Raw genomic sequence first — 23,460 nt, forward strand, 5'->3', positions numbered from 1 at the left:
CAATAATTACGTCATTAGGTAAATTTCATTTTATAATGTTTCTATTTTTCGTAAATGTTGTACAATGCAAAGATAAAGTTCCGTTTCAATGAACTTTATCGATTGCTAAACGAATTTGTCGTTTTTTTTCTGACAAAGTCAAGCACTTTTTTACAAGTATAATTCCAGTTCAACATAATCAAAATTGTATTTTTACAAAAACAAAACAAATGAATTCTAGACAAAATCAACTAAAAGCTTTCGATAGATTACTAACCATAATGGATGAGTTACGGGAGCAATGCCCATGGGATAAAAAGCAAACCATGGAAACTTTACGCCACCTAACCATAGAGGAAACTTACGAACTTGGTGATGCTATTCTAGATAACGACTTAGAGGAGGTTAAAAAAGAGTTAGGAGACGTGCTGTTGCACATTGTATTCTATTCTAAAATAGGAAGCGAAACCAAAGATTTTGATATCGCCGATGTGTGTAACACCATTTGCGATAAACTAATACACAGACACCCGCACATTTATAGCGATGTTAAAGTTGAAAATGAAGAAGACGTAAAACGAAATTGGGAAAACCTTAAACTAAAAGAAGGTAAAACAAGTGTTTTAGAAGGTGTTCCAAAAAGTTTACCTGCTTTAGTCAAAGCAAATAGAATTCAAGAAAAAGTAGCTGGTGTTGGTTTTGATTGGGAAAAGCCAGAACAGGTCTGGGAAAAAGTAGAGGAGGAGCTAAACGAGTTTAAAGTTGAGGTAGCATCTGGCAATCAAGATAACATGGAAAGCGAATTTGGTGATGTTATATTCTCAATGGTCAATTATGCTAGGTTTTTAAATATTAACCCAGAAAATGCCTTAGAGCGCACTAATAAAAAATTCTCTAAGCGTTTTCAATATTTAGAAAGCAAAGCAAAAAGTTTAAATAAACCACTACAAGATATGACACTTGCAGAAATGGATGTGTTTTGGGAAGAGGCTAAAAAAATGTAGTTTTCAGCCTCATTCTCAGTTAACTATTTTCAGATAACAACTAATTAATATAGTTTTTTAATCTTTTGAAGTTTAGCTTTCCAAATATCTAAAGCATCTTTATGCTTTTTAATATTCGTATGGACTTCTTTGACTAATGGATTATCTTCATTAACATTAGTGAAAAACTGTAAGTTGTTTTCTAACTGATTAATTTGTCCTTTTACTTCGTCAATTTTCTTACGAATAAAACTGCGCTCATTATCTAAGTTTCTTTTATCGTCAGAATCATTAAGGCTATCAAGTTTGTTTTCATACTTAATCATTTCAGCCTCCGTTTTATCAACTTTTAAATCTGTTAATAAACCATCAATGGTTTTTTGAAACTTACCATCAATATAGCGTTTGTCACTAGGTACACGACCTAAAGTTTGCCATTCCTTAATTTGCTCCTTTATGGTTTCAATACCTTTTTCTTTATCCGTTGGGAGTTCTAAATCTTTTAAGCTTTTTAAGAATTCATTCTTTTTGTTATAGGCTTCAACTTGTTCTTCGCTAGCAGCATTTCGTTTCGCATGAATTCTATCAAAATACTCATTACAAGCCGCTTTAAAACGCTTCCATATTTTATCGCTGTCTTTTCTTGGAACATGACCAATCTTTTTCCAATCACTTTGAATTTTCTTCATCAAAGGTGTTGTCGCTTCAAAGTCGTCACTTTCTTTATTGTCTTCAGCAATTTTTATTAAATCTAGCTTAAGTTGCAGGTTTTTGAATTGATCTTTCTTAAGATTTTTATAAAAGGCATTTTTCTTTCTGTTAAACGATCTTACGGCATCTTTAAATTTTGCCCAAGTAGCTTCATTAACTTTTATTGGTACTTTACCAGCACTAAAAAAAGCTTCTCTTAATTCCTCTATAGCTTTAATTTTCTTTTGTAAAGAACCATGAGAGTTTGTGTCTTGTGTTGCTATATCTTCAATTTTAGAAATAATCTCAAGTTTTTGTTCAAGGTTTTTCTCGTAGATTTTATCTATCTCTTTATAATAAACTTGACGTTTATCATTAATAGTTTTTGTAGCAATTTTAAAACGTTCCCAAATACTTTCTCGGTGCTCTCTAGGCACAGGTCCAAGTTCTTCTTTCCACATTTTATGGAGTTCTTGAAGCTCTCTAAATGCACGCATGGCATCTTCATCTTGTGCTAATTCTTCAGCACGTTCTATAATTAATAATTTCTTTTCTAGATTGTGCTTAAAATCTAAGTCGCGTAACTCTCTATTAATATTTAAAAAATCATAGAAAATCTCGACATGGTGGTGATAGCTATTCCATGCATTATTGTATTTATCTCTTGGAATAGGACCTGTATTTCTCCAGCGTTCTTGTAGTTCTTTAAAATGCTTGTATGTTGTGTTTATATTTTCTTCAACATTAATTAAGCCTTTTAATTCTTCAATTATTTCAAGCTTGTCAGCCAAATTTTGTTTTAAATTTTGCTCTAAACTTTTGTAATGTGCATTAACCTTTTTTCTATAAGCTCTATAGGCTTCTTTAAATCTTTTCTGTACCGGAGAGTTGTAGTAGAAGTCTATTTCATTACCTCCATCATTTATAAAATCCTCCTTTTTTTCATCTACTAATGCCTGGAACTTAGTCTTAAACTCAGCGTTAATATTATCAACATGAGATTTAATAGCTTGTACCTTTTCGTTCTCAATAAGCTTTTCCAACTCTATAGCTAAAGATTCTAAAGACATGGTATCATAAGCCTTAACTTCAATGGTATGTCTATCTTTGTTGCCTTCGTCTTCGGCGTCTTCAGCGTTAGATTCTTCTATTTCATTAATAACCTCATCGTGTTCTTCAACAACTTCAGGTGTTTTAACAGACTCATCTGCCGCTTCTGTAGTATTAGAAGTGTCTTCAGAGTTTTGATTTTCAGTTGTTTCTGCGGAATTTTCAGTAGCATTAATTTCTTTATTTCCGTCTTCTTCTTGAGGTATGTTAATATCAGACATTTTTTAAAAATGTTAAGGTTCGTCAAAATTACTTTCGACATTAAAGATACTAACAAGTAAAGTATTTACAAAGCCCTATGAACTGTTTTATTTTATATCCCAAATAGACCAAGATTTTTCTGCTTGAAGTCTCAGCATATTCAATCCGTTGATTATTGTTGCTTTATTTTGTTTGCCTTGTTGAAGAAATTTAGTTTCTGAAGGATTGTAAATTAAATCGAATAAAATATGATTCTTGCTTATTCCAGCATATGGAATGTTAGGGCAATCTTCAATATTAGGGAATGTCCCTAATGGCGTGCAATTAACAATAATTTCGTGTTCTTTAACATCTTTTTCTGTTAATGCATCATATGTAAAACTAACACCATCTTTTAAAGTTCTAGACACATATTTATATTTTATGCCCATTTCATCTAGCGAATAAGCAATGGCTTTACTTGCACCACCAGTTCCTAAAATTAAAGCCTTTTTATGATGTGGTTTTACAAAGGGTTTTAATGTGTTTTTAAACCCATAACAATCTGTATTGTAACCTACTAATTTTCCTTTTTTAGTTATTCTAATAGTGTTAACTGCACCAATAGCTTTTGCTTTTTTATTGATTTTATCAAGAAAAGGAATAACTTGTTCTTTATATGGAATAGTGACGTTTAACCCTTTAATGCCTTTTGTGTTTTTTATGATTGAAGGAAATAAATTAATGTTTTCAATATCAAAATTTTCATAGGAAACATCATCAATACCTTCATCTTCAAACTTTTTTTTGAAATATGTTCTTGAAAATGAATATGAAATATCTTTACCTAATAATCCTAATTTGTTCATGTTACTTTTCTTGTTTTTTGTCCGTACCATTCTAAAGCCAAAACTATAGCAATTCCAAGGATAATGAAAAAAATAGCGTAATAAGTTTCGGTATTTAAATCTGGAATAAAACGCTGATAGTTTTTAATAACCATTTCTCCCCTTGAATCTAATAAAACACGCCCTGTTTCATCAAGTTTATAAATAGTTTCTTTCCATGGCCACACCACACCTAATGAGCCAATAATAAAACCAATTATTGCTGAGAGTGTTATGCTCTTATAATGTTTTAAAATATAACTTAATACATGGGAGAATGTTACCAAACCTGTTACCGATCCTAAAGTAAATACGGCCAAGACCTTTAACATTCTAATGCGTTCTGAATTACTAATAAAACTAAAATCACCACTAATTATTTCGGAAAATGAATCAAATAGTGCATTTACAGAATCAACTAAAAGTAAAACGTAATTTCCAAGAATAATTAGGATGAATGATCCTGAAAACCCAGGTAATGTCATGCCAGAAACGCTAATAATTCCGCAGAAAAAAACAAACCAAAGGTTATCATTTTCTTTAGCGGGATTTAAAAAACTAACACCAACGCCAAGTAAAATACCTATGGCAAGTGAGATGTATGTTTTGAATTTCCAGTCTTTAAAATCTTTGTTTATATAATAGATTGAACCAATAATCATCCCGAAAAATACAGACCAAACAAAAAGCTCGTATTGTTTGATGAGATAATCTAATACTTTTGAAATGCTAAAATAACTTACTATCATTCCTAAGAACAGTAAGCTTAAAAAACGACCATTAATGTAATTGTAAAAACTTTTAAAACGTCCGTTAAAAAGTAATTTGAAAGCTGTTTTATTTACCTTTCTGAGTGAATAAATAAACTCTTCGTAGAACCCAGCAACAAAAGCTACCACACCTCCAGAAACTCCAGGAACTTTATTCGCAGCGCCCATACCTAATCCTTTTAAGATTAGAAAAAGTTTGTCGGTAAAAGTTCTGGTGCTTTCCATTACTATTTTTTTGATCCTACACGTTCAAGAATAAAAATAGTTAAAAATCCTAATATCATTAAAAGTAAGGCGAACATAAATTGGTTATCACCGTCAAAAGAAAAAGGAGAAATACTTTCTTGCATTAATGGTGCTTTTATGCCTTTTGAATTGGTATGCCAAGTTAAAGTGTTTTTCCAAGGCCAAACTTTATTTAAAGATCCAAATATGAATCCTGTTAACAAAGCTAATGTTACATTATGGTAATGTTTAAATAGCCATTTTAATACATGGCTAAAGCTTAATAACCCTATAAGTGCACCTGTGCCAAAGATTATGATTTTTTTAATATCAACATCATGAATAGCATTACTAAGTGTTTTATAAGCACCAAGAATAATTAAAATAAAGGACCCGGAAATACCTGGTAAAATCATGGCGCAAATAGCAATTGAGCCTGCTAAAAATAAAAACCAAGGATTATCATTAGTTCCCAAGGATGGTAACTTACTTATGTAAAATGCAATACCAGCCCCAATTACTAGTGCTATTATAGAAACTAAATTCCATTTTGTAATTTGTTTTCCAACAAAATAAATACTGGCCACGATTAGTCCAAAAAAGAATGACCAAATTAAAACAGGATGGTGCTCAAGTAAATATTTTGCAAGTTTCATAAACGAGACGAAACTGATAATAATACCTGAAAGTAAAGCCAACAAAAAATTGCCATTGGCTTGTTGCCAAAATGCTTTTAGCCCTTTACTAAAAAGTGTTTTAAAAAGCGATCCATTTATATTACTAATTGTAGAAATAAGCTCTTCGTAAATCCCAGAAATAAAAGCGATTGTGCCGCCAGAAACTCCTGGAACAGCATCTGCAGCTCCCATTGCTAATCCTTTAAATGAAATGATTAAGTAATCTTTGAGACTTCTTTGCATAGTAATCTTTTTTTACGAAAACCAAAGGTATACAATTGACAACTAAAAAAAAACAAATAAAAGAGTAAGCAACCTTTACTTGTTGTTAGTTTTGTTTAAGTATCTTTTTTACGAGTTGATCTTTAGATACTCTAGGGAAGAGTTCTTCTATAATGAAGCTATAATCTTCATTATGCTTGAACCCGTTTTTGAGATAAAAAGTGCCTTTGTCAAAGTCTTTTAAAGTGAAATATAAGCCTGCTAATCTATATTCTAATTCGGCGTTATCAGGGTAAAATTCTATAGCTTGTTCAAAATTTAAAATAGCCGTTTTTGGTTCACCTAGTTTTATTAATAAATCGCCACGAGATAACCAAGTTTTAAGTTCGTAGTTTCCTAATTCTATAGCTTTTTTATAACCACGCTCTGCTTCTTCATAAAATTTTAAACGCTGATTAATTTGAGAATATAATTTCCAATAAGCAATATTTTCAGAGTCAATATTTATAGCTTTATTTATAAAAAATAATGCTTTTTGATAGTCTCCTTTTTTATTGTGAAATTTTGTTATTGCTATCCAACCTTTATCTAATTGCGGGTCTTCGTGAACCGTTCTATCATAATATTGAAGCGCTAATTCGAAATTTTCTAATTTCTCATAGCAACAACCAATGCGTAATAATGCAAAAGAAGTAGGCTCGTCTAACTTTAAGGTAATTGTGTAATTCTCTATGGCATCTTGATATAGCTTAAGTTGTTCTAAAACTTTACCTCGCTCTAGGTATGCACCAACAAATGTGTCGTCAGATATAATTGCAAAATCATAACTTGTTAATGCTTTATTATAATCTTTTAAAGCAAAATATTGTTTACCTAATTGATGCCATGCAACTTCGCAATATGGGTTTTTATCTAAAAATGTATTTAAATAAGAAATAGCTTCTTCATTTTGATTCAAAAATTCGAAACAGTAGATAATATTATATAATGCTGAATAATCATTTATGTCTACCTCTAAACATTTCATGAAGTATGTTTTAGCATTTTCAAATTGGTCCAGAAATAAATATTCCATACCAATAAGTGAATATAAATCTACAACATCATCAGTAAGTTTTAAGGCATTCTTTAGAACGTCAATAGCTTGCTCATGATTGTCTTTCTTTGAAAAGATATTAGCTTTTTGGATGTATATTTCTTCGTTATTAGGGTCTAGATTGTATAATTGATTTAAAAGTATATCAGCTTCATCTAGCTTGTCTTCAAAAATATAAATTTCGACTTTAAAAAGTTTTAAGTTAATTGATGTTGGGTGTTGATCTAAACCCAATTTAATGGCTTTTTTAGATAAGGCAATTTTACCTTGGTTAAGGTAATGATGAATAATGTTTTCGAATTCCTCTGAGTCGAAGAACAAAACATGATTAGTTTTTAACATCGATTCAAACTTGGTAAGAGGCAAATTGTTGTTGTCATTATGACTAAACTCCATAAGCGCTTTTGTAAGTTTTTACAAGAATAAATTTAAGCTTCTATTTGCTTTACTGTGGGATTTTCAATAATTGTTTTTAACAAAGTAATCAACAGTTGTCCTATTTTATGAGGTATTGAGGTGTTTTGTATTGATTAATAGTGTGTTAGGTAGTTATTTGTCATGTTGTATTTCGCCTAAAACATCAATAATTATTTGACATCCTTTATTGATTTCATCATTAGAGATGGTTAAAGGCGGAGTTATTCTTACTGCTTTAGGTTCAAAAAGAAGCCAAAATAAAATTAATCCACGCTCTTGGCATTTTAAAATTAAAGAATTTGTTACTTCTGCAGATGGTGTAATAAATGCCAGCATTAATCCTTTTCCTCTAATCTCTTGTATTAAAGGATGCACCAAAAGTTTTCGAAACAGTTGTTCTTTCTCTAAAGACTCTTGAATTAAATTACTTTCTGTAATTTCTTTTAATGTGGCTAAGGCAGAAGCTGCAATAACCGGATGCCCTCCAAAAGTTGTAATATGTCCTAATTTTGGATGGTCTTGAAGTAAATCCATTAATTCACTTGATGCTGTAAAAGCACCAATAGGCATACCGCCACCTAGGCCTTTTCCGGTAACAAGAATATCTGGAATGCAATTGTAATGTTCAAAACCAAAAAGTTCACCTGTTCTCCCAATGCCAGGTTGTATTTCGTCTAAAATTAAAAGTGCTCCAACTTTATTGCATTTTGCTTTAACTTTTTTGAGGTATTCATTAAAGGGTTCAATAAAACCTGCACCACCTTGAATAGTTTCTAGAATGACACATGCTGTTTTATTTGTGATTTGAATTAATTGATCTTCATTATTAAAATCAATAAATTTTACATCGGGTAAAAGCGGTCTAAAAGCTTGCTTGCGTTCTTCAAAGCCCATAACACTCATGGCTCCCATGGTATTACCATGATACGCTTTATTGGCTGCAATAATTTCACTTCGCCCGGTAGCGCGTTTAGCTAATTTTAATGCACCCTCAATAGCTTCGGTTCCAGAATTAGTTAGGTACGTTTTCTGTAAAGATTCTGGTAAATGTTTTGCTAATAGTTTGGTGAGTTCTAATGCTGGCTTTTGAATGTATTCTCCATAAACCATAACATGCATGTAACTATCTAATTGTTTCTTTATAGCATCTACAACTTTGGGGTGATTGTGACCCAAAGGGCATGCAGATACTCCAGCTACAAAATCTAAGTAAGATTTATTATTGGTGTCGAATATGTAAGATCCCGTAGCATGGGAAATTTCCATTGCTAGCGGGTGAGGCGTTGTTTGTGCTTGGTATTTTATGAAATCAGATTTCATTTATTCTTTTATTATTAGTGAAACTCAATTTCGAAAAGTTTTGACAACAAGTGTTCTAAATTGTTATTTGAACTAATTCCGCTTTTGGATTGAGATTAATGAGTTCAATTTCTTGAAGCTAGATTTTGAGATTTCAAAAAACAATTAAAAATCATTCCTCTTATTCTTAAATTAATTATGAAGATTTTTAGGTTTGGTTTTAAGTGATTGTTTTTGCGATGGTAGTTTTTGTATTTCTACTAAATTAGATTTCCATATATATACCTTATCTTCTTTTCCAATATCACTTAATACACATCTCATTCTGCTTCCGTCGTTTTCCTTTTTAGCAATAACATGATACTGCTTCCAATTGTTCGTTAAATTAATCATTAGGTTATTGTAACTTGTGTAATCTTTTGCTGCTTCTTGAATTTGTATTTTAACCTTTCCTTTTCCTTTTAACCAAATTGAAAACTTGAAATCACCAGAAACTCGATCAATAGCTTGATTTATGTATCCGTTTTTATTGGCTGTAGCTTCAATGCTATGTGCAACCATTTGATTATTCGGTGCAGTTGTCGCATTAGGGTTTACTTTTAAACTATTTTTTCCCCATTTGGGGTTTTCAAACTCATTTTCATAAACGATTAAATTTATTACTTCTTTTACCTCTTTTACCTCTTTTGCTTCTTTTACTTTGAATTTATAAACTCGTTTAGACGCATTAATTCTTTCATTTAATGATTCATCAAAGAAATCTTCTTGAGGTATATAATCATCCAAACCTTTAATTATTGGTAGTTCTAGAGGCGGATCATCTTTAAATAAATCTTCAACACTTTTAGGTCTTTCTTCCTCACGCCAATCAAAACCTTTTAGAAATTTTTCCTTTTCGGGGAATTTAGATTCTGGAAACAAATTCCCATCAATTTGATTATAGCGTGTGTATTCGTCTATGTCTCCTTCAGAAAATAAAATGGTAATACTTCCAGATTTAGATTTATCAATACCTATAAGTTCTTGTTTGTCATTTCTTGCATAAAAAATGGATTGCGCATTTTTTGTTACATCAACTTGTTTTAACTGATTTTCATCATCAAATAAACCAACCAATCGTTTGCCATTTATTTGGTTGTAACCATTTTTACTAATCGTATCTTTACTTATAATAAAGGCGTTTTCAAAAACAAGAAGCGAGTCTATTTTTTCTGTTTCATTATTGGAAAGTAAATGAATAGTGTCACCAGTCATTTGGTTTTCTAAATTCCAAAGAATAGGTTTGCGTACTACTGAGAACTTATCTCCTTTAGAAAGCCTAGGGATGTTTAATAACTTGGTAATTCCTGTTTTTTGATCTGAATGAATAGAATCTGATTTTCCACTTAAATCGGTTTTGAAAATTTTCGCATTATAATAGGCTTTAATAATTCTATTTTCAGGTTTTCCAGTAACCATAATTTTATCGGCATGGATGTAAACCGAATCTTTTTCTTGAACAGTAATAGCCAAAGCACGTTTAGTAATAAATACGGAGTCTTTTTCTTTAAAAACTTCGGCATAATGCCCTCTTATAATACTTTTGTTTATAGTATCCGTAACCGTTATATTGTTTGTAGCAGAAGCAAAACTTTTATTATTATCAAAGTATAAGCTGTCGCCTTCGATAATTCTATTGTCGTAATCTATTCTTGCCTTTTTAAGGGCATAACCAACTTTGTTTTCAGTATCATAAAATCCTTTTTCACAGTACGTTTTACTTTCTTCTGTTGTTATGGTTGAAGGGCCAAAAAGATAAGCAAACCCTGTATCTGAATAAAAATCAAAGTAGTCTGAATTTATGGTAGACTCATCACTAACTAAAATAACATCTTCGACAAATTGGTATTTTTTTTGATCCATATAATATCTGCCAATTTTACTAGTAATAGTTCCGGAAGAATCTTTAACAACGGTACCACCACTTCTATAAAAGGCTTGTTGTTTTGTTCTATCCATATAAAGCGTGTCTGAAGTAATGGTAGAGTTTGGATCTGTCATAACCACATCACCACTAGCAAAAGCTAATTCGGTTAAGCCGCTATATTCAACATATTGTGAAGTCATATTAATGGTGTCCCCTTGTTTTAAAATAACATTTCCATAAGCTTCAATAAAATTGTCTTTACTGTAGTGAATGGCTTTATCGCACCACATATTAGCTCCGCTATGTTCTATGTGAACTTGTTGTGCATCATCTCTGGTTAAAACTTTTGCTCCAGGATAATTGTTTTCATCAATTGTTAATTTACCTGCATATTCAATTTTGATTTTTTTTGTAGACTGGGCATGCAAACTCATTGTTAGTACAAAACCAAATAAGAGCATGAAAAATATAACTTGTTGTTTGTTCAAAATAAAGATTGTTTATAGCAAAAATAACGATTAATATGAAGTATAATTGTTTTGAAACAAAAAACGCTCCAAAATGTTTGGAGCGTTTTCTTATATTGATATAATTTAAAAAAGTTATTTTCTAAAAATAGTTTGTTTTCTATCTGGTCCTACTGATACAATGGTAATAGGAATTTCTAATTCTTTTTCTAAAAACTCGATATACTCGATAAGTGCTTTAGGCATTTGAGAGGCTTCAGACATTTCAGTTAAATCTTCGTTCCATCCACTAAAATCAGTATAAATAGGCTCAACATTTTCAGGTTCTATGTTATATGGTAAATGCTCAATAACTTCCCCTTTATATTTGTATGCTGTACAAACTTTTAGGGTTTTAAAACCTGAAAGTACATCGCCTTTCATCATCATAAGTTGTGTAACACCATTTACTTGGCATGCATATTTTAAGGCTATTAAGTCTAACCATCCGCAACGTCTTGGGCGTCCAGTAGTAGCACCAAATTCGTTACCTACTTTGGCCATAGTTGCGCCATCTTCATCAAATAATTCTGTAGGGAATGGTCCAGAACCAACACGTGTTGTGTAGGCTTTGAAAATTCCAAATACTTCGCCAATTTGATTAGGGGCAACGCCTAAACCAGTACAAGCTCCAGCTGCAGTTGTGTTACTAGAAGTTACAAACGGATACGTTCCAAAGTCAATATCTAATAAAGAACCCTGAGCACCTTCAGCTAAAATAGTTTGTCCAGATTTTTGAGCCTGATATATATATTCTTCAGAATCAATAAATTTTAAAGATTTTAAAACTTCAACAGCTTTAAAAAATTCATTTTCCAATTCTTTTAAATCATATTCTATTTCAACATTGTAAAAAGCAATCATAGATTCATGCTTATCTGCCAATGCTCTGTAACGTTCTTTCCAGTCGCTTAATTCTAAATCACCAACACGAATACCGTTTCTACCGGTTTTATCCATATACGTCGGGCCAATTCCTTTTAAAGTAGATCCAATTTTGGCTTTTCCTTTTGAGGTTTCACTTGCAGCATCAAGTAACCTATGTGTAGGTAAAATGATGTGTGCTTTTCTAGAAATCATTAAAGATTTTCTATAATCAACATCTTGTTCTTCTAATTTGTCAAGTTCACCTTTAAATATTACAGGGTCTATAACCACGCCGTTACCAACTAAATTGGTAGCTTCATCATGAAATATCCCAGAAGGAATGGTGTGTAGTACATGTTTTCTGCCATTAAAAACTAAAGTGTGTCCCGCATTTGGGCCACCTTGAAAACGTGCTATAATATTGTAGTTTGAAGTTAGTACGTCAACAATTTTTCCTTTGCCTTCGTCTCCCCATTGTAGTCCAAGTAGTAAATCTACTGCCATTGTAATAAATTAGTTATTAGTTGTTGATTTTCTATTTCCGTAAAAATAGAGTGAGTGGTTATTAATTTCTATATCGAAAACTTCTTCGATAGTTTTTTTAATTGATTGTATTCTAGGATCACAAAATTCTATAACTTCTCCAGTATCGGTAAGAATTACATGATCGTGTTGCCTATCGAAATAAGATTTCTCGTAATGCGCTTGGTTTTGACCAAATTGGTGTTTTCTAACCAATTTACACTCTAAAAGTAGTTCGATTGTATTGTAAAGTGTTGCACGAGATACACGATACTTTTTGTTTTTCATATTAAGATATAGGGATTCTATATCAAAATGATCTTTGTTGTTGTAAATTTCTTGTAGTATGGCATATCGCTCGGGGGTTTTGCGGTGCCCGTTGCTTTCTAAAAAGCTAGTGAATACACTTTTAACAATCTCTTGATTTTTTGAATCTGCCTTTTCGTCCATAATTGCGTCGCAAATTTACACTTTTTTTGTAGACCGTTTAGAATATAATGTTGGAATTTTATTAACTAAATTTTGAAACAATTTAAGTCTGAATTTTTAAGTATAGCTAGACTATGGTTTGAAAATTAAACAAATAGTTAACAATTTAAGTTTCTGAAAAAAAATAAATTTATTACTTAAAACAGTCTATTTATACTCTTCTAACTTTATCAATACCATTAATTTTTTTAAGTTTTTCTAAAAGCTTTTTTATAATGGTACTATTTTTAACTACGACATTAATTTTTCCTGAAAAAAGCCCACCGTTACTTTCAAAACTTATACTTTTCATATTTACAAGCATATTTTCTGAAACAATATTAGTTATATTATTTACTAATCCAATTTGGTCAATTCCTGTTAATTCAATTTTAACTTGAAATTCTTGTTGTGAAGAATCAATCCATTTTGCAGGCATAATTCTGTAAGCATAATTAGATTGTAGACTTACTGCATTAGGGCAGTTTTTTTTATGAACTTTAATCCCTTCGTTAACAGTTAGAAACCCAAATACTTTATCTCCTGGTATTGGGTTACAGCAATTAGCTAATTTGTAATCTAGTTTTTCTTCTTCATTACCAAAAACTACTGAGTCGTATTTTAATGTAATTTCTTGTTTTGCTATGTCTTCTTTTGAAATGGTTTGTTTTCTAGAAATTTTATTCTTGATATAACTCATTAAAGCATTACTCCTTGAGGAAGCATAGCTTTTTAGCATAGTATTATCAATCGAACCAAGACCAATTCTATAAAACAAATCGAGACTCGTTTTAAGCTTGAAAAAACTAACCATTTCGTTAACAGAGTTTTCATCAAGCGTAATTTTTAATTGTTTTAGTTTACGTCTAAGTATTTCTTTTCCATCTTCAGCAATTAATTTTTTATCTTCTTTTAAAGCCGATTTTATTTTACTTCTAGCTCTCGCAGTAGTAGCATAGTCTAGCCAATTTGGATTTGGTTTAACACTTTCAGAAGTTATAATGTCTACTTGATCTCCACTTTTTAGTTCGTGACTTAAAGGTTCTAGTTTTCCATTTACTTTAGCACCACGAGTTTTCATGCCAACCTCTGTGTGGATATTAAAAGCAAAATCTAAAGCTGTGGCTCCTTTGGGTAAAGATTTTAAATCGCCACCAGGAGTGAAAACGAAAATTTCTTTTGAATATAGATTTAGTTTAAATTGCTCAACAAAGTCTACGGCGTTCATATCCGGATTTTCAAGAGCTTCTTGTAACCTATTAATCCAACTTTCTAAATTATCTTCTTTCTCGCTACTTTGTTTGTATTTGTAATGTGCTGCATAACCTTTTTCTGCAATTTCATGCATGCGTTCACTACGTATTTGTACTTCAACCCATTTCCCTTTTGGTCCCATTACCGTAATATGTAGAGCTTCATATCCTGTTGATTTTGGAGATGAAATCCAGTCGCGTAATCGGATAGGGTTTGGTCTAAAATGATCTGTAACAATTGAGTAAATTTTCCAAGCTAAAAACTTCTCGTTTTGAGGGTCTGCATCACATTTGTAAATAATTCTGATAGCAAACTTATCGTAAACTTCATCAAAAGACACGCCTTGATTAATGATTTTTTTTCTAATAGAAAAAATTGACTTTGGTCTTCCTTTTATTGTATATCTTAAATTTTCTTTGTCTAGAGAGTTTTTTATAACATCACTAAACTGGTTAATATATTCATCTTGCTCTTCTTTGCTTTCAGTTATCTTGTCATAAATGTCATGATAGGTGTCTGGTTCTGTATATTTTAAACCTAAATCCTCTAATTCGGTTTTTATATTGTAAAGTCCAATTCTATGAGCAAGTGGCGCATAAATATATAGGGTTTCAGATGCTATTTTGATTTGTTTATCAGCTCGCATCGAATCCATAGTTTGCATATTATGAAGTCTGTCGGCTATTTTAATAATGATAACTCTAACGTCATCATTAAGAGTTAAAAGCATTTTACGGAAATTCTCTGCTTGCAAAGAGACATTCATATCTTTCTCTTTACTTAGAGAGGATATTTTTGTAAGTCCATCAACAATTTTGGCTATAGTTTTGCCGAATTTTTTTTCAATGTCTTTTAATTCATAATCTGGACTGTCTTCTACAACATCATGAAGCAAGGCCGCTGCAATAGAGGTAGCATCTAAGCCAATTTCTTGGGCTACAATTGTTGCTACAGCTAATGGATGGAAAATATAGGCTTCTCCAGATTTCCTACGTTGGTGTTTATGACCATCTAAGGCGACCTCAAAAGCACTACGAATAAGTTTTTTATCATCATCAGAAAGTGTTGTGTAACTAACTTTTAATAACTCTTTGTAGGCCTTAGCAATGGCTGCATTCTCTTTTTCTATAGCTTCCTCTGTCATAGATTAAAAGTAACATAAAGAATATTAACAGCCAACCCGAAATTTATTTTTTTTAACTATTTTTTTGGCTATATGGATTTTAAAAATTCTACAAGTTTGGTTATTGCTTTTCCTCTATGTCCAATGCTATTTTTTAAACTTAAATCCATTTCAGCAAATGTTTCATTAAAGGTGTTTGGTTTAAAAATAGGGTCGTAGCCAAAACCTTTATCGCCATGTTTGGTTTTAGTAATTTCGCCTTTGCAAATTCCTGTAAATGTTCGCAGATTATTATTTAAGTGAAGTGCTACAACGGTTTTAAATTGCGCGTTTCGGTTTGTTTTACTGGTTAATTCTTCAAGTAACTTGTTCATGTTATCTTGAGTAGATCGTTGTTCTCCAGCATAACGGGCAGAATATACTCCTGGAGCACCATTAAGAGCTCCAACTTCCAAGCCAGTATCATCGGCAAAGCAATCAAAACCATATTGTTCTTTTATGTACTCCGCCTTCTGGGTTGCATTACCTTCTATTGTGTTTCGTGTTTCTGGAACATCTTCAAAACACCCAATATCTTTTAAACTTAGTAGTTTAATGTTTGATGGAATTAGCGCCTGAACTTCTTTAAGTTTGTTTAAATTATTGGTAGCGAAAACGAGTTGCATAGATTAGTTTTTATATTTCAAAAGTACTATTTATTGATTTTAAATGATATAGAGTGTGTTTAATTTTTAAAATAAAAATTTATATTCATTTTATGATTTTTGTTGCTTTAGTTTATTTAAAAAACTTGTATATTAGGGTAGAATTTAAACATTAAAACGAGAACGGATATGACAGTAAACATTCAGTATGTAGGAGTAGATGTAAGTGACACACTTTCAGCTTTCACAAAAGAGAAATTAGAAAAATTGTTTAACAGATATGAGTTTTTAATAAATGCTTCTGTAAGTTTTAAGCAAGATGAAAAAGACCATAATAATGGTAAAATATGTAAAATCGAATTAAGTTTGCCCGGGCCAAGGATTTTTGCAACTTCTAACGAACGTAATTTTGAAGTTTCGGTAAGAGAAACTATAAGTGATTTAGATCGACAACTTAAAAAACGTAAAGAGGTTTTTAAAACACACTAAAAATAACTAATACGCAACGCAGTTGACAAAATAAAAAAGAGGATTGAATACTAGTATTCAATCCTCTTTTAGTTTATACATCCGAGTTATAATTTATACCTACAAATCACCTATGATGATAAGGTTCGTTTCTTAAAATAGTGAATCCTCTATAGAGTTGTTCTATAAAAAATAAGCGAATCATTTGATGGGAAAATGTCATTTTTGATATTGATAGTGTCCCATTTGCTTTTTTATAAACTTCTTCAGAAAACCCATAAGGTCCTCCAATAACGAAAACTAATTGCTTAATTCCAGAATTCATATGCTTTTGTAAATACGAAGAAAAAGCAACAGAATCATATTGTTTTCCATTTTCATCTAATAAAATTAAAGCGTCTGTAGGGTTTAGTTTGTTTAAAATAAGAGTGCCTTCTTTCTGTTTCTGTTGTGCTTCACTTAAATTTTTAGAATTTTTAATGTCTGGAATAGGTTCTAAAGAGAACTTAATATAATAGCCTAAACGCTTAATATAATCTTCAATTAAGGTTGTAAGTTGTTTATTATCAGTCTTGCCGATGGTGATAAGCTTTATAGTCATAAAAGCAAAATTACTATTTCGAATTTATGAATAATACATTTAAATAAGAAAAATTTAAAAAATTCATAATTGTAAAATTTAATTTAGTAAATCTATTTCTTATTTTTGTTCGGATTAACTAACAAAATATTATGATAACACAAGAGCAGTTTGACACAGAAGTGAAGATGATTATTGAAAATGCCATACGAGAAGATGTTGGTGATGGTGATCATAGTTCTTTGGCATGTATTCCTGCAAATGCAAGAGGTAAAGCTAAGCTTTTAGTTAAAGATAAAGGAGTTATTGGCGGTGTTAATTTTGCTAAAAAAGTGTTTGCTTACGTTGATAAAAACTTGAAGCTTGATATACGTATTGAAGATGGTACAGAGGTAACCTACGGCGATATTGTTATGTATGTAGAAGGTCCATCTCAGTCTATCTTAAAAGCAGAGCGTACCGTTTTAAATGCTATGCAGCGTATGAGTGCTATAGCAACAAAAACCAGAATGTTTGTTGATTTAGTTGAAGGTACAAAAACCAGAATTCTAGATACAAGAAAAACCACACCAGGTATTCGTGTTTTAGAAAAATGGGCTGTTAAAATTGGTGGTGGTGAAAATCATAGGTTTGCTCTTTATGACATGATTATGCTTAAAGATAACCATATTGATTTTGCTGGAGGTATTACTAAAGCCGTAGAAATGACAAAGCAATATTTAAAGGAAACTGAAAAAGATTTGCTAATCATGGTCGAGGCTAGAGATTTAACAGAGGTACAAGAAATCTTGAATAATGAAGGTGTTTATAGAATTTTACTAGATAACTTTGATTATGAAGATACCAGAAAAGCTGTTAAAATGATAGGGGATAAATGCTTAACAGAATCTTCTGGAAATATAAATGAAACTACTATTAGACATTATGCCGAGTGTGGTGTAAACTATATCTCATCTGGAGCCCTAACGCATTCTGTTCACAATATGGACTTAAGCTTAAAAGCTGTAAAGTAACTTTAAGAGACATAAGTACTTTTTAATTTTAATAGACAACCTTTATTTTAATAACTTTGCTAGAACGAAAAAGGCAAATTATTAATGAATAAATCTCTTGATGATAAACTTGATAAAATCCCTGTGATTAATATCTTGGTGCGATTATGCAAAAAACTAAAATTGCCAGGTCTTGAGGGGTTATCGTTTTACGATTTATTAGTTTTATATATTACCGGTATTGTTAAAGGCGCTTTAACTACACGCGCTAGCGCTATTGCTTTTAGTTTTTTTACGGCAATATTTCCGTTTTTATTATTCGTTTTAATTATCATTCCTTATGTACCAATTGATGATTTTAAAATAGAATTCCTGCAATTTTTAGAATCTTTTTTACCACCTAGTACTTCCGATTTTTTCTTCGAGAATATTTTTGAAAATATAGATGGGTCTCAACGCGGAGGTTTATTATCTTCTGTTTTTGTTTTATCTATGGCTTTAATGGCAAATGGAGTAAATGCTGTGTTTTCTGGTTTTGAAAACTCCTATCATGAGCAATTAACACGTAACGTATTTAGACAATATATATACGCATTGGGTATTGCTTTAATTTTAGCTTTTTTACTTATAATAACAATTATAGTTTTAGGGTATATCCAGATTTATGTTGTTCAAGGACTGCTGCATGCACTAGAGGATAGAGGTTATCAAGTAGAATCTAGTAGTGTGTTTTGGACAAACGTTGTGCAATATTTATTTTTTGTCGTCATGGTTTACATTGCTACTGCTACTTTATATTATTTTGGAACTAGAGAAGGGCGGAATTCTAAATTCTTTTCTATTGGTGCTTTGTTTACAACATTGTTAATCATACTTACCTCATATTTGTTTGGTATTTATATCGAAAACTTTGGGCAGTATAATAAATTATATGGCTCTATAGGTGCCTTGTTAATTTTATTACTTTATTTGTGGTTAAATGCAAATATACTTTTGCTAGGTTACGAGCTTAATGCCTCATTAAATAAGCTTAGAAAAAATGTTTAATTATGAAGAACAATTTTTGTTTAATGCTAATTTGTTTTTTATCGTTCTCTGTGCAATCTCAGGGTATTTTCGGAAAATGGAAAACAGTAGATGATGAAACAGGAGCAAATAAATCGATTGTAGAAATCTATAAAAGGAATGGTAAAGTGTTTGGTAAAGTTATAGAAATACTAAAGCCGTTTGATGAGAAAACCCTTTGTCAGAATTGTGAAGGTGATTATAAAGATAAGCCCATTTTAGGTTTTGAAATTATTAAAGACCTGGAAAAGGATGGAGAATATTATAAGCACGGAACCATTTTCGATGCAGAAAATGGTAAAGAATATAGATGTAGAATAAAACTAGATAAAGAAACAGGCAAGCTTCAAGTTCGTGGCTATATTGCGTTTTTATATCTTACACAATATTGGATTCGTTATAATTAACTCATTTTTATAAAACTAAACTATATACAGCTTGCATTTTATAGATGTTATAATTCCTATTCCACTTCAAAAGCTATTTACATATAGCATAACTAGTGCTGAAGCTGAATTTTTAAAGGTCGGTATGCGGGTTGCAGTTCCTTTTGGAAAGTCTAAAATCTATACGGGTATAGTTTATAATATTCACACCAATGGTCCAACGGCTTATGAAGCTAAAGAGATTCAGCAAATTCTAGATGAAACACCTATTGTAAATGAGAAACAACTGCAATTGTGGCAATGGATTTCAAGTTATTACATGTGTACATTAGGTGATGTGATGCGGGCAGCGTTACCAAGTGCTTTTATTTTAGAAAGCGAAACTGTTATTTCAAAAAATAAAGTTGAAGCTTTTGATGAATCTATTTTAAAAGATGATGAGTTTTTGGTTTATGAAGCCTTACATCATCAGTCATCATTAAAGATTCATGATGTTTCTAATATTCTTGATAAAAAGAATGTGCTTCCAGTTATAAAACGATTAATTGAAAAAGAAGCTATTTCGGTTGAGGAAGAAGTGTATGAAAAGTACAAGCCTAAGTTAGTACGATATGTTAAGTTGCATGCTAATTTTTCATCTGAAAATGCACTTCAAAATTTGTTAGAAGAATTAAGTAGAGCACCTAAGCAACGAAAAGTTGTGATGACTTTATTTATGATTTCTGCTAGAAACAAAAAACCTGTGAAGGTTAAAGATTTAGCTGAAGAAAGTGCTGCATCAACATCCATTATAAAATCGTTGATTGATAAAGGTATACTTGAAGAATACCATATTCAAACCGATAGAGTGGAATATTCGGGTGAAGAAACTGAGGCTTCTAAAAGGTTAAATGCATATCAGAAAACAGCTTTAGATCAGATAAACGATACTTTTAAAACACATCAAGTTACCTTGTTACATGGTGTAACATCCTCAGGAAAAACGGAGGTTTATGTTAAGCTTATTGAGGATGTTATAAAAACGGGTAAACAAGTGTTGTACTTGCTTCCAGAAATAGCTTTAACCACTCAATTAGTTACAAGGCTTCAGAATTACTTTGGAGAGCAGGTGGCTGTTTTTCATTCTAAATACTCAGTTCATGAACGTGTTGAGGTTTGGAATAATGTACTACACAATTCCGCGAAAGCGAAAATAGTTTTAGGAGCGCGCTCATCTATATTTTTACCGTTTAGTGATTTGGGTTTAATTATTGTAGATGAAGAGCATGAGCAATCTTTCAAGCAGTTTGACCCTGCGCCACGTTATCATGCAAGAGATACTTCGGTAGTGTTAGCTAATTTACACAAAGCCAAAACGCTTTTGGGTTCGGCGACGCCAAGTTTAGAGAGTTATTTTAATGCGAAGCAAAATAAATATGGTTTTGTAGAAATTACACAGCGTTATAATAACGTATTGATGCCAGATATTGAATTGGTTGATATAAAGGATAAGCAGAAAAAGAAACGCATGAAAGGTCATTTTAGCGATCGACTAATTGAAGAAATTGCTGAAACCTTAAAGGAAGAACATCAAATAATATTGTTTCAAAACCGTCGCGGATTTTCTCCTATTGTTGAGTGTAAAACGTGTGGGCATTCGCCACAATGCCCTAATTGCGATGTAAGTTTAACGTATCACCAATACAGGAACCAATTGCGTTGCCATTATTGTAGTTATAACGCTGCTATGATGCAAAACTGTGAAGCTTGTGGTAGTCAAGATTTAGATAATAAAGGTTTTGGTACAGAGCAAATAGAAGAAGAAGTAAAGCTATTATTTCCAGATTATAATGTGGCAAGAATGGATTTAGATACCACACGCGGCAAATACGGTTACGAAAAAATAATAACAGCTTTAGAGCAGCAAGAAATTGATATTTTGGTTGGTACACAAATGTTAACCAAAGGTTTAGATTTTAGAAATGTAAAATTGGTTGGCATCATGAATGCGGATAGTATGCTGAATTTTCCAGATTTTAGAGCTCATGAACGTAGCTTCCAATTGATGCAGCAAGTTTCTGGTAGGGCAGGGCGAACCGAAGAACGTGGCAAGGTGTTAATACAAACTTATAATCCGTATCACAACATATTACAACAAGTATCTACCAATAATTATATAGATATGTTTAACGAGCAAATGAATGATCGTTATAATTTTAAATACCCGCCAATTTATAAGCAAATAAAAATAACCTTAAAGCATAAGGATTATAATAGAGTAGAAACTGCTTCTATTTGGTTTGCTAAATCGTTAAGACAAGTATTTAAAGAGCATGTTCTTGGTCCAGAATCACCACCAATTGCTAGAATTAGAAATCAGTTTCATAAAAATATTTTGGTAAAGATTCCTAAGCAACAGTCGTTAGCAAAAACAAAAGAAGCCATTATTAAAATTAATAATAGCTTCTTGAGTATAAAAGATTTTCGGTCTGTTAGGGTAATTCTAAATGTCGATAACTTTTAATTTAGTTTTGTGGTGTGGTTCTTAAATATTATTTAAGGCATCAACTAATTGGGTCTTTTTATTTCTACTTAAAGGAATTTCGTAAGCGCCAACTTCAACATTTTTACTGTTAAATCTGTCAATCTTATCAAGATTCACGATATAAGATTTATGAATTCTTAAAAATTTCCCTTCAGGTAATTCAGCTTCAAAAGATTTCATTGTAGAAAGTACTACTAAGCTGTTTTCTTCTGTAACAAGTTTTACATAATCACCAAGGGCTTCAATCCACTTAATGTCCTTAATATATACTTTACGTTTTTTAAGGTTACTTTTTACAAAAATATGTTCACCTTCTTCTTCGTTAAAGTCTAAAGTCAGTCTATGCTGTTCTAAAGCTTTATCTACAGAAGTATTAAAACGTTCTCTTGTAATTGGTTTATGTAAATAATCGGTAGCGTCGTAATTAAATGCTTTAAAAGCATATTCGGTTTTACCGGTTACAAAGATAATTTGGGGTTTGTTGTTTAATACGTCTAAAAGTTCAAATCCATTTAGCACTGGCATTTCAATGTCTAAAAAAATTAAGTCTACTTGATGCGTATTTAAACCATTTTTAGTCTCTAAAGCACTACTGTACTCTGCTATTAAGTTAAGAGAGGGGTGATTCTCTACAAGTTTAACAATAGAGAGACGTTGTATTGCTGAATCGTCTACTACTACACAGTTTAAAGTCATAACATTTATATTATTTCGGTTAAGATATCGACAATAGTACGAATAATTCGGTTAAAAACCAAAAAACATCGTTTAAATGCTTATTTTAACATTTTTTTAACAAAATGAATTTTAACTATTTATCGTAAATATATTATTAATTGCCAAATTCATGCCAAAATCTAACGAAGAGATATTAACAAGTTTTCTAAGTTGAAAATATCATTAAAATAATTGTTGGTTTATATGTATGTATTTACTACTTTTGCAGCCAATTTTTAACAATAAAAACGATTTTTATGAATCATTATGAAACTGTTTTCATCTTAAATCCCGTTTTATCTGAAGATCAGATAAAGGAAACAGTAAAGAAATACGAAGATTTTCTTGTTTCTAACGGCGCTAAGATGGTATCAAAAGAAGATTGGGGACTAAAGAAATTAGCTTACCCAATTCAAAACAAGAAAAGTGGCTTTTATCATTTATTTGAGTACACTGTTCCTGGCGAAGTAATTAACCCTTTAGAAGTTGAGTTTAGACGTGACGAGCGTTTTATGCGTTATTTAACTGTAGCGTTAGATAAACATGCTATTTCTTGGGCAGAGAGAAGACGAGATAAACTTAAACAAAAAGCTTAATTATGTCATCAATAGAACAACAATCAAAAGGAAAAAAAGACGGTGAAATTAGATATTTAACACCGCTTAATATTGATACAAACAAGGCTAAGAAGTATTGTATGTTTCAAAAAACTGGAATCAAGTATGTTGATTACAAAGATCCAGATTTTTTAATGCGTTTTATTAACGAGCAAGGTAAAATTTTACCTCGTCGTTTAACAGGAACATCTTTAAAGTATCAAAGAAAAGTGGCTGTAGCTGTAAAAAGAGCGCGTCATTTAGCATTAATGCCTTACGTAGGAGATTTATTAAAATAAAATACCGA

21 protein-coding genes are annotated in these 23,460 nt (G+C 31.3%); 8 read left to right on the forward strand and 13 right to left on the reverse strand.

Going from position 1 to position 23,460, the window contains the following annotated elements; genetic code table 11:
• Positions 1–209: 209 nt before the first annotated feature.
• Positions 210–983, forward strand: a complete 774-nt coding sequence (mazG, locus tag SJY43_RS09730) for a nucleoside triphosphate pyrophosphohydrolase (protein WP_396600544.1) — start codon at positions 210–212, stop codon at positions 981–983.
• Between the two features lie 44 nt (positions 984–1,027).
• On the opposite strand, the gene SJY43_RS09735 is transcribed toward mazG, so the two are convergent.
• The 11 genes from SJY43_RS09735 to SJY43_RS09785 form a co-directional block, all read right to left on the reverse strand.
• Entirely contained in the window at positions 1,028–2,983 is a 1,956-nt protein-coding gene (locus tag SJY43_RS09735; RefSeq protein ID WP_396600545.1) for a DUF349 domain-containing protein, read from the reverse strand.
• 87 nt (positions 2,984–3,070) lie between these two features.
• Complete coding sequence (locus tag SJY43_RS09740) at positions 3,071–3,811, reverse strand: shikimate dehydrogenase family protein (protein WP_396600546.1); 741 nt, start codon at positions 3,809–3,811, stop codon at positions 3,071–3,073.
• Positions 3,808–4,824: a DUF368 domain-containing protein gene (locus tag SJY43_RS09745; RefSeq protein WP_396600547.1), complete on the reverse strand. Its 1,017-nt coding sequence runs from the start codon at positions 4,822–4,824 to the stop codon at positions 3,808–3,810. Before SJY43_RS09745 ends, SJY43_RS09740 begins: the two co-directional genes overlap by 4 nt.
• 2 nt (positions 4,825–4,826) lie before the next feature.
• Entirely contained in the window at positions 4,827–5,744 is a 918-nt protein-coding gene (locus SJY43_RS09750; RefSeq protein WP_396600548.1) for a DUF368 domain-containing protein, read from the reverse strand.
• 85 nt (positions 5,745–5,829) lie between these two features.
• On the reverse strand, positions 5,830–7,215 hold the full coding sequence (locus tag SJY43_RS09755) for a tetratricopeptide repeat protein (protein WP_396600549.1): 1,386 nt from the start codon (positions 7,213–7,215) through the stop codon (positions 5,830–5,832).
• Positions 7,216–7,368: 153 nt separating this feature from the next.
• Positions 7,369–8,556 (reverse strand): aspartate aminotransferase family protein, encoded by a 1,188-nt coding sequence (locus SJY43_RS09760; protein ID WP_396600550.1) that lies wholly within the window; start codon positions 8,554–8,556, stop codon positions 7,369–7,371.
• A gap of 171 nt (positions 8,557–8,727) precedes the next feature.
• Positions 8,728–10,902 (reverse strand): OstA-like protein, encoded by a 2,175-nt coding sequence (locus SJY43_RS09765; protein WP_396603403.1) that lies wholly within the window; start codon positions 10,900–10,902, stop codon positions 8,728–8,730.
• 141 nt (positions 10,903–11,043) lie between these two features.
• Positions 11,044–12,318 carry an adenylosuccinate synthase gene (locus SJY43_RS09770; RefSeq protein ID WP_396600551.1) on the reverse strand — a complete coding sequence of 425 codons (1,275 nt, stop codon included), beginning with the start codon at positions 12,316–12,318 and terminating at the stop codon, positions 11,044–11,046.
• 9 nt (positions 12,319–12,327) lie between these two features.
• A complete protein-coding gene (locus tag SJY43_RS09775) occupies positions 12,328–12,786 on the reverse strand; it encodes a Fur family transcriptional regulator (RefSeq protein ID WP_396600552.1) in 459 nt (152 codons plus the stop codon).
• 190 nt (positions 12,787–12,976) lie between these two features.
• Positions 12,977–15,202: a RelA/SpoT family protein gene (locus tag SJY43_RS09780; protein ID WP_396600553.1), complete on the reverse strand. Its 2,226-nt coding sequence runs from the start codon at positions 15,200–15,202 to the stop codon at positions 12,977–12,979.
• A gap of 68 nt (positions 15,203–15,270) precedes the next feature.
• Complete coding sequence (locus SJY43_RS09785; protein WP_396600554.1) at positions 15,271–15,846, reverse strand: non-canonical purine NTP diphosphatase; 576 nt, start codon at positions 15,844–15,846, stop codon at positions 15,271–15,273.
• 168 nt (positions 15,847–16,014) lie between these two features.
• On the opposite strand from SJY43_RS09785, the gene SJY43_RS09790 reads away from it, so the two are divergent.
• Entirely contained in the window at positions 16,015–16,314 is a 300-nt protein-coding gene (locus SJY43_RS09790) for an HPF/RaiA family ribosome-associated protein (RefSeq protein ID WP_396600555.1), read from the forward strand.
• Between the two features lie 106 nt (positions 16,315–16,420).
• Here the strand turns inward: SJY43_RS09790 and rlmH are convergent, their stop codons facing one another.
• A complete protein-coding gene (gene rlmH, locus SJY43_RS09795) occupies positions 16,421–16,894 on the reverse strand; it encodes a 23S rRNA (pseudouridine(1915)-N(3))-methyltransferase RlmH (protein ID WP_396600556.1) in 474 nt (157 codons plus the stop codon).
• A gap of 131 nt (positions 16,895–17,025) precedes the next feature.
• Here rlmH and nadC point away from each other — a divergent pair, with 131 nt between their 5' ends.
• The 4 genes from nadC (at position 17,026) to priA (ending at position 21,819) form a co-directional block, all read left to right on the forward strand.
• Positions 17,026–17,886 (forward strand): carboxylating nicotinate-nucleotide diphosphorylase, encoded by an 861-nt coding sequence (gene nadC, locus SJY43_RS09800; RefSeq protein WP_396600557.1) that lies wholly within the window; start codon positions 17,026–17,028, stop codon positions 17,884–17,886.
• A gap of 84 nt (positions 17,887–17,970) precedes the next feature.
• Positions 17,971–18,912, forward strand: a complete 942-nt coding sequence (locus SJY43_RS09805) for a YihY/virulence factor BrkB family protein (protein WP_396600558.1) — start codon at positions 17,971–17,973, stop codon at positions 18,910–18,912.
• A gap of 2 nt (positions 18,913–18,914) precedes the next feature.
• On the forward strand, positions 18,915–19,337 hold the full coding sequence (locus tag SJY43_RS09810; RefSeq protein ID WP_396600559.1) for a DUF2147 domain-containing protein: 423 nt from the start codon (positions 18,915–18,917) through the stop codon (positions 19,335–19,337).
• Between the two features lie 31 nt (positions 19,338–19,368).
• On the forward strand, positions 19,369–21,819 hold the full coding sequence (gene priA / locus SJY43_RS09815; RefSeq protein WP_396600560.1) for a primosomal protein N': 2,451 nt from the start codon (positions 19,369–19,371) through the stop codon (positions 21,817–21,819).
• A 21-nt stretch (positions 21,820–21,840) separates the two neighbouring features.
• Here the strand turns inward: priA and SJY43_RS09820 are convergent, their stop codons facing one another.
• Complete coding sequence (locus SJY43_RS09820) at positions 21,841–22,536, reverse strand: LytTR family DNA-binding domain-containing protein (protein ID WP_019388305.1); 696 nt, start codon at positions 22,534–22,536, stop codon at positions 21,841–21,843.
• A 278-nt stretch (positions 22,537–22,814) separates the two neighbouring features.
• Between SJY43_RS09820 and rpsF the strand changes: the two genes are divergently transcribed.
• Both rpsF and rpsR read left to right on the forward strand, forming a co-directional pair.
• Positions 22,815–23,153 carry a 30S ribosomal protein S6 gene (gene rpsF / locus SJY43_RS09825; protein WP_396600561.1) on the forward strand — a complete coding sequence of 113 codons (339 nt, stop codon included), beginning with the start codon at positions 22,815–22,817 and terminating at the stop codon, positions 23,151–23,153.
• Positions 23,153–23,452 (forward strand): 30S ribosomal protein S18, encoded by a 300-nt coding sequence (gene rpsR, locus SJY43_RS09830; RefSeq protein ID WP_181364065.1) that lies wholly within the window; start codon positions 23,153–23,155, stop codon positions 23,450–23,452. Before rpsF ends, rpsR begins: the two co-directional genes overlap by 1 nt.
• The last annotated feature ends 8 nt before the right edge of the window (positions 23,453–23,460 follow it).

It is taken from the genome of Algibacter sp. R77976 (assembly GCF_044594645.1).
Lineage (GTDB): Bacteria > Bacteroidota > Bacteroidia > Flavobacteriales > Flavobacteriaceae > Algibacter_B.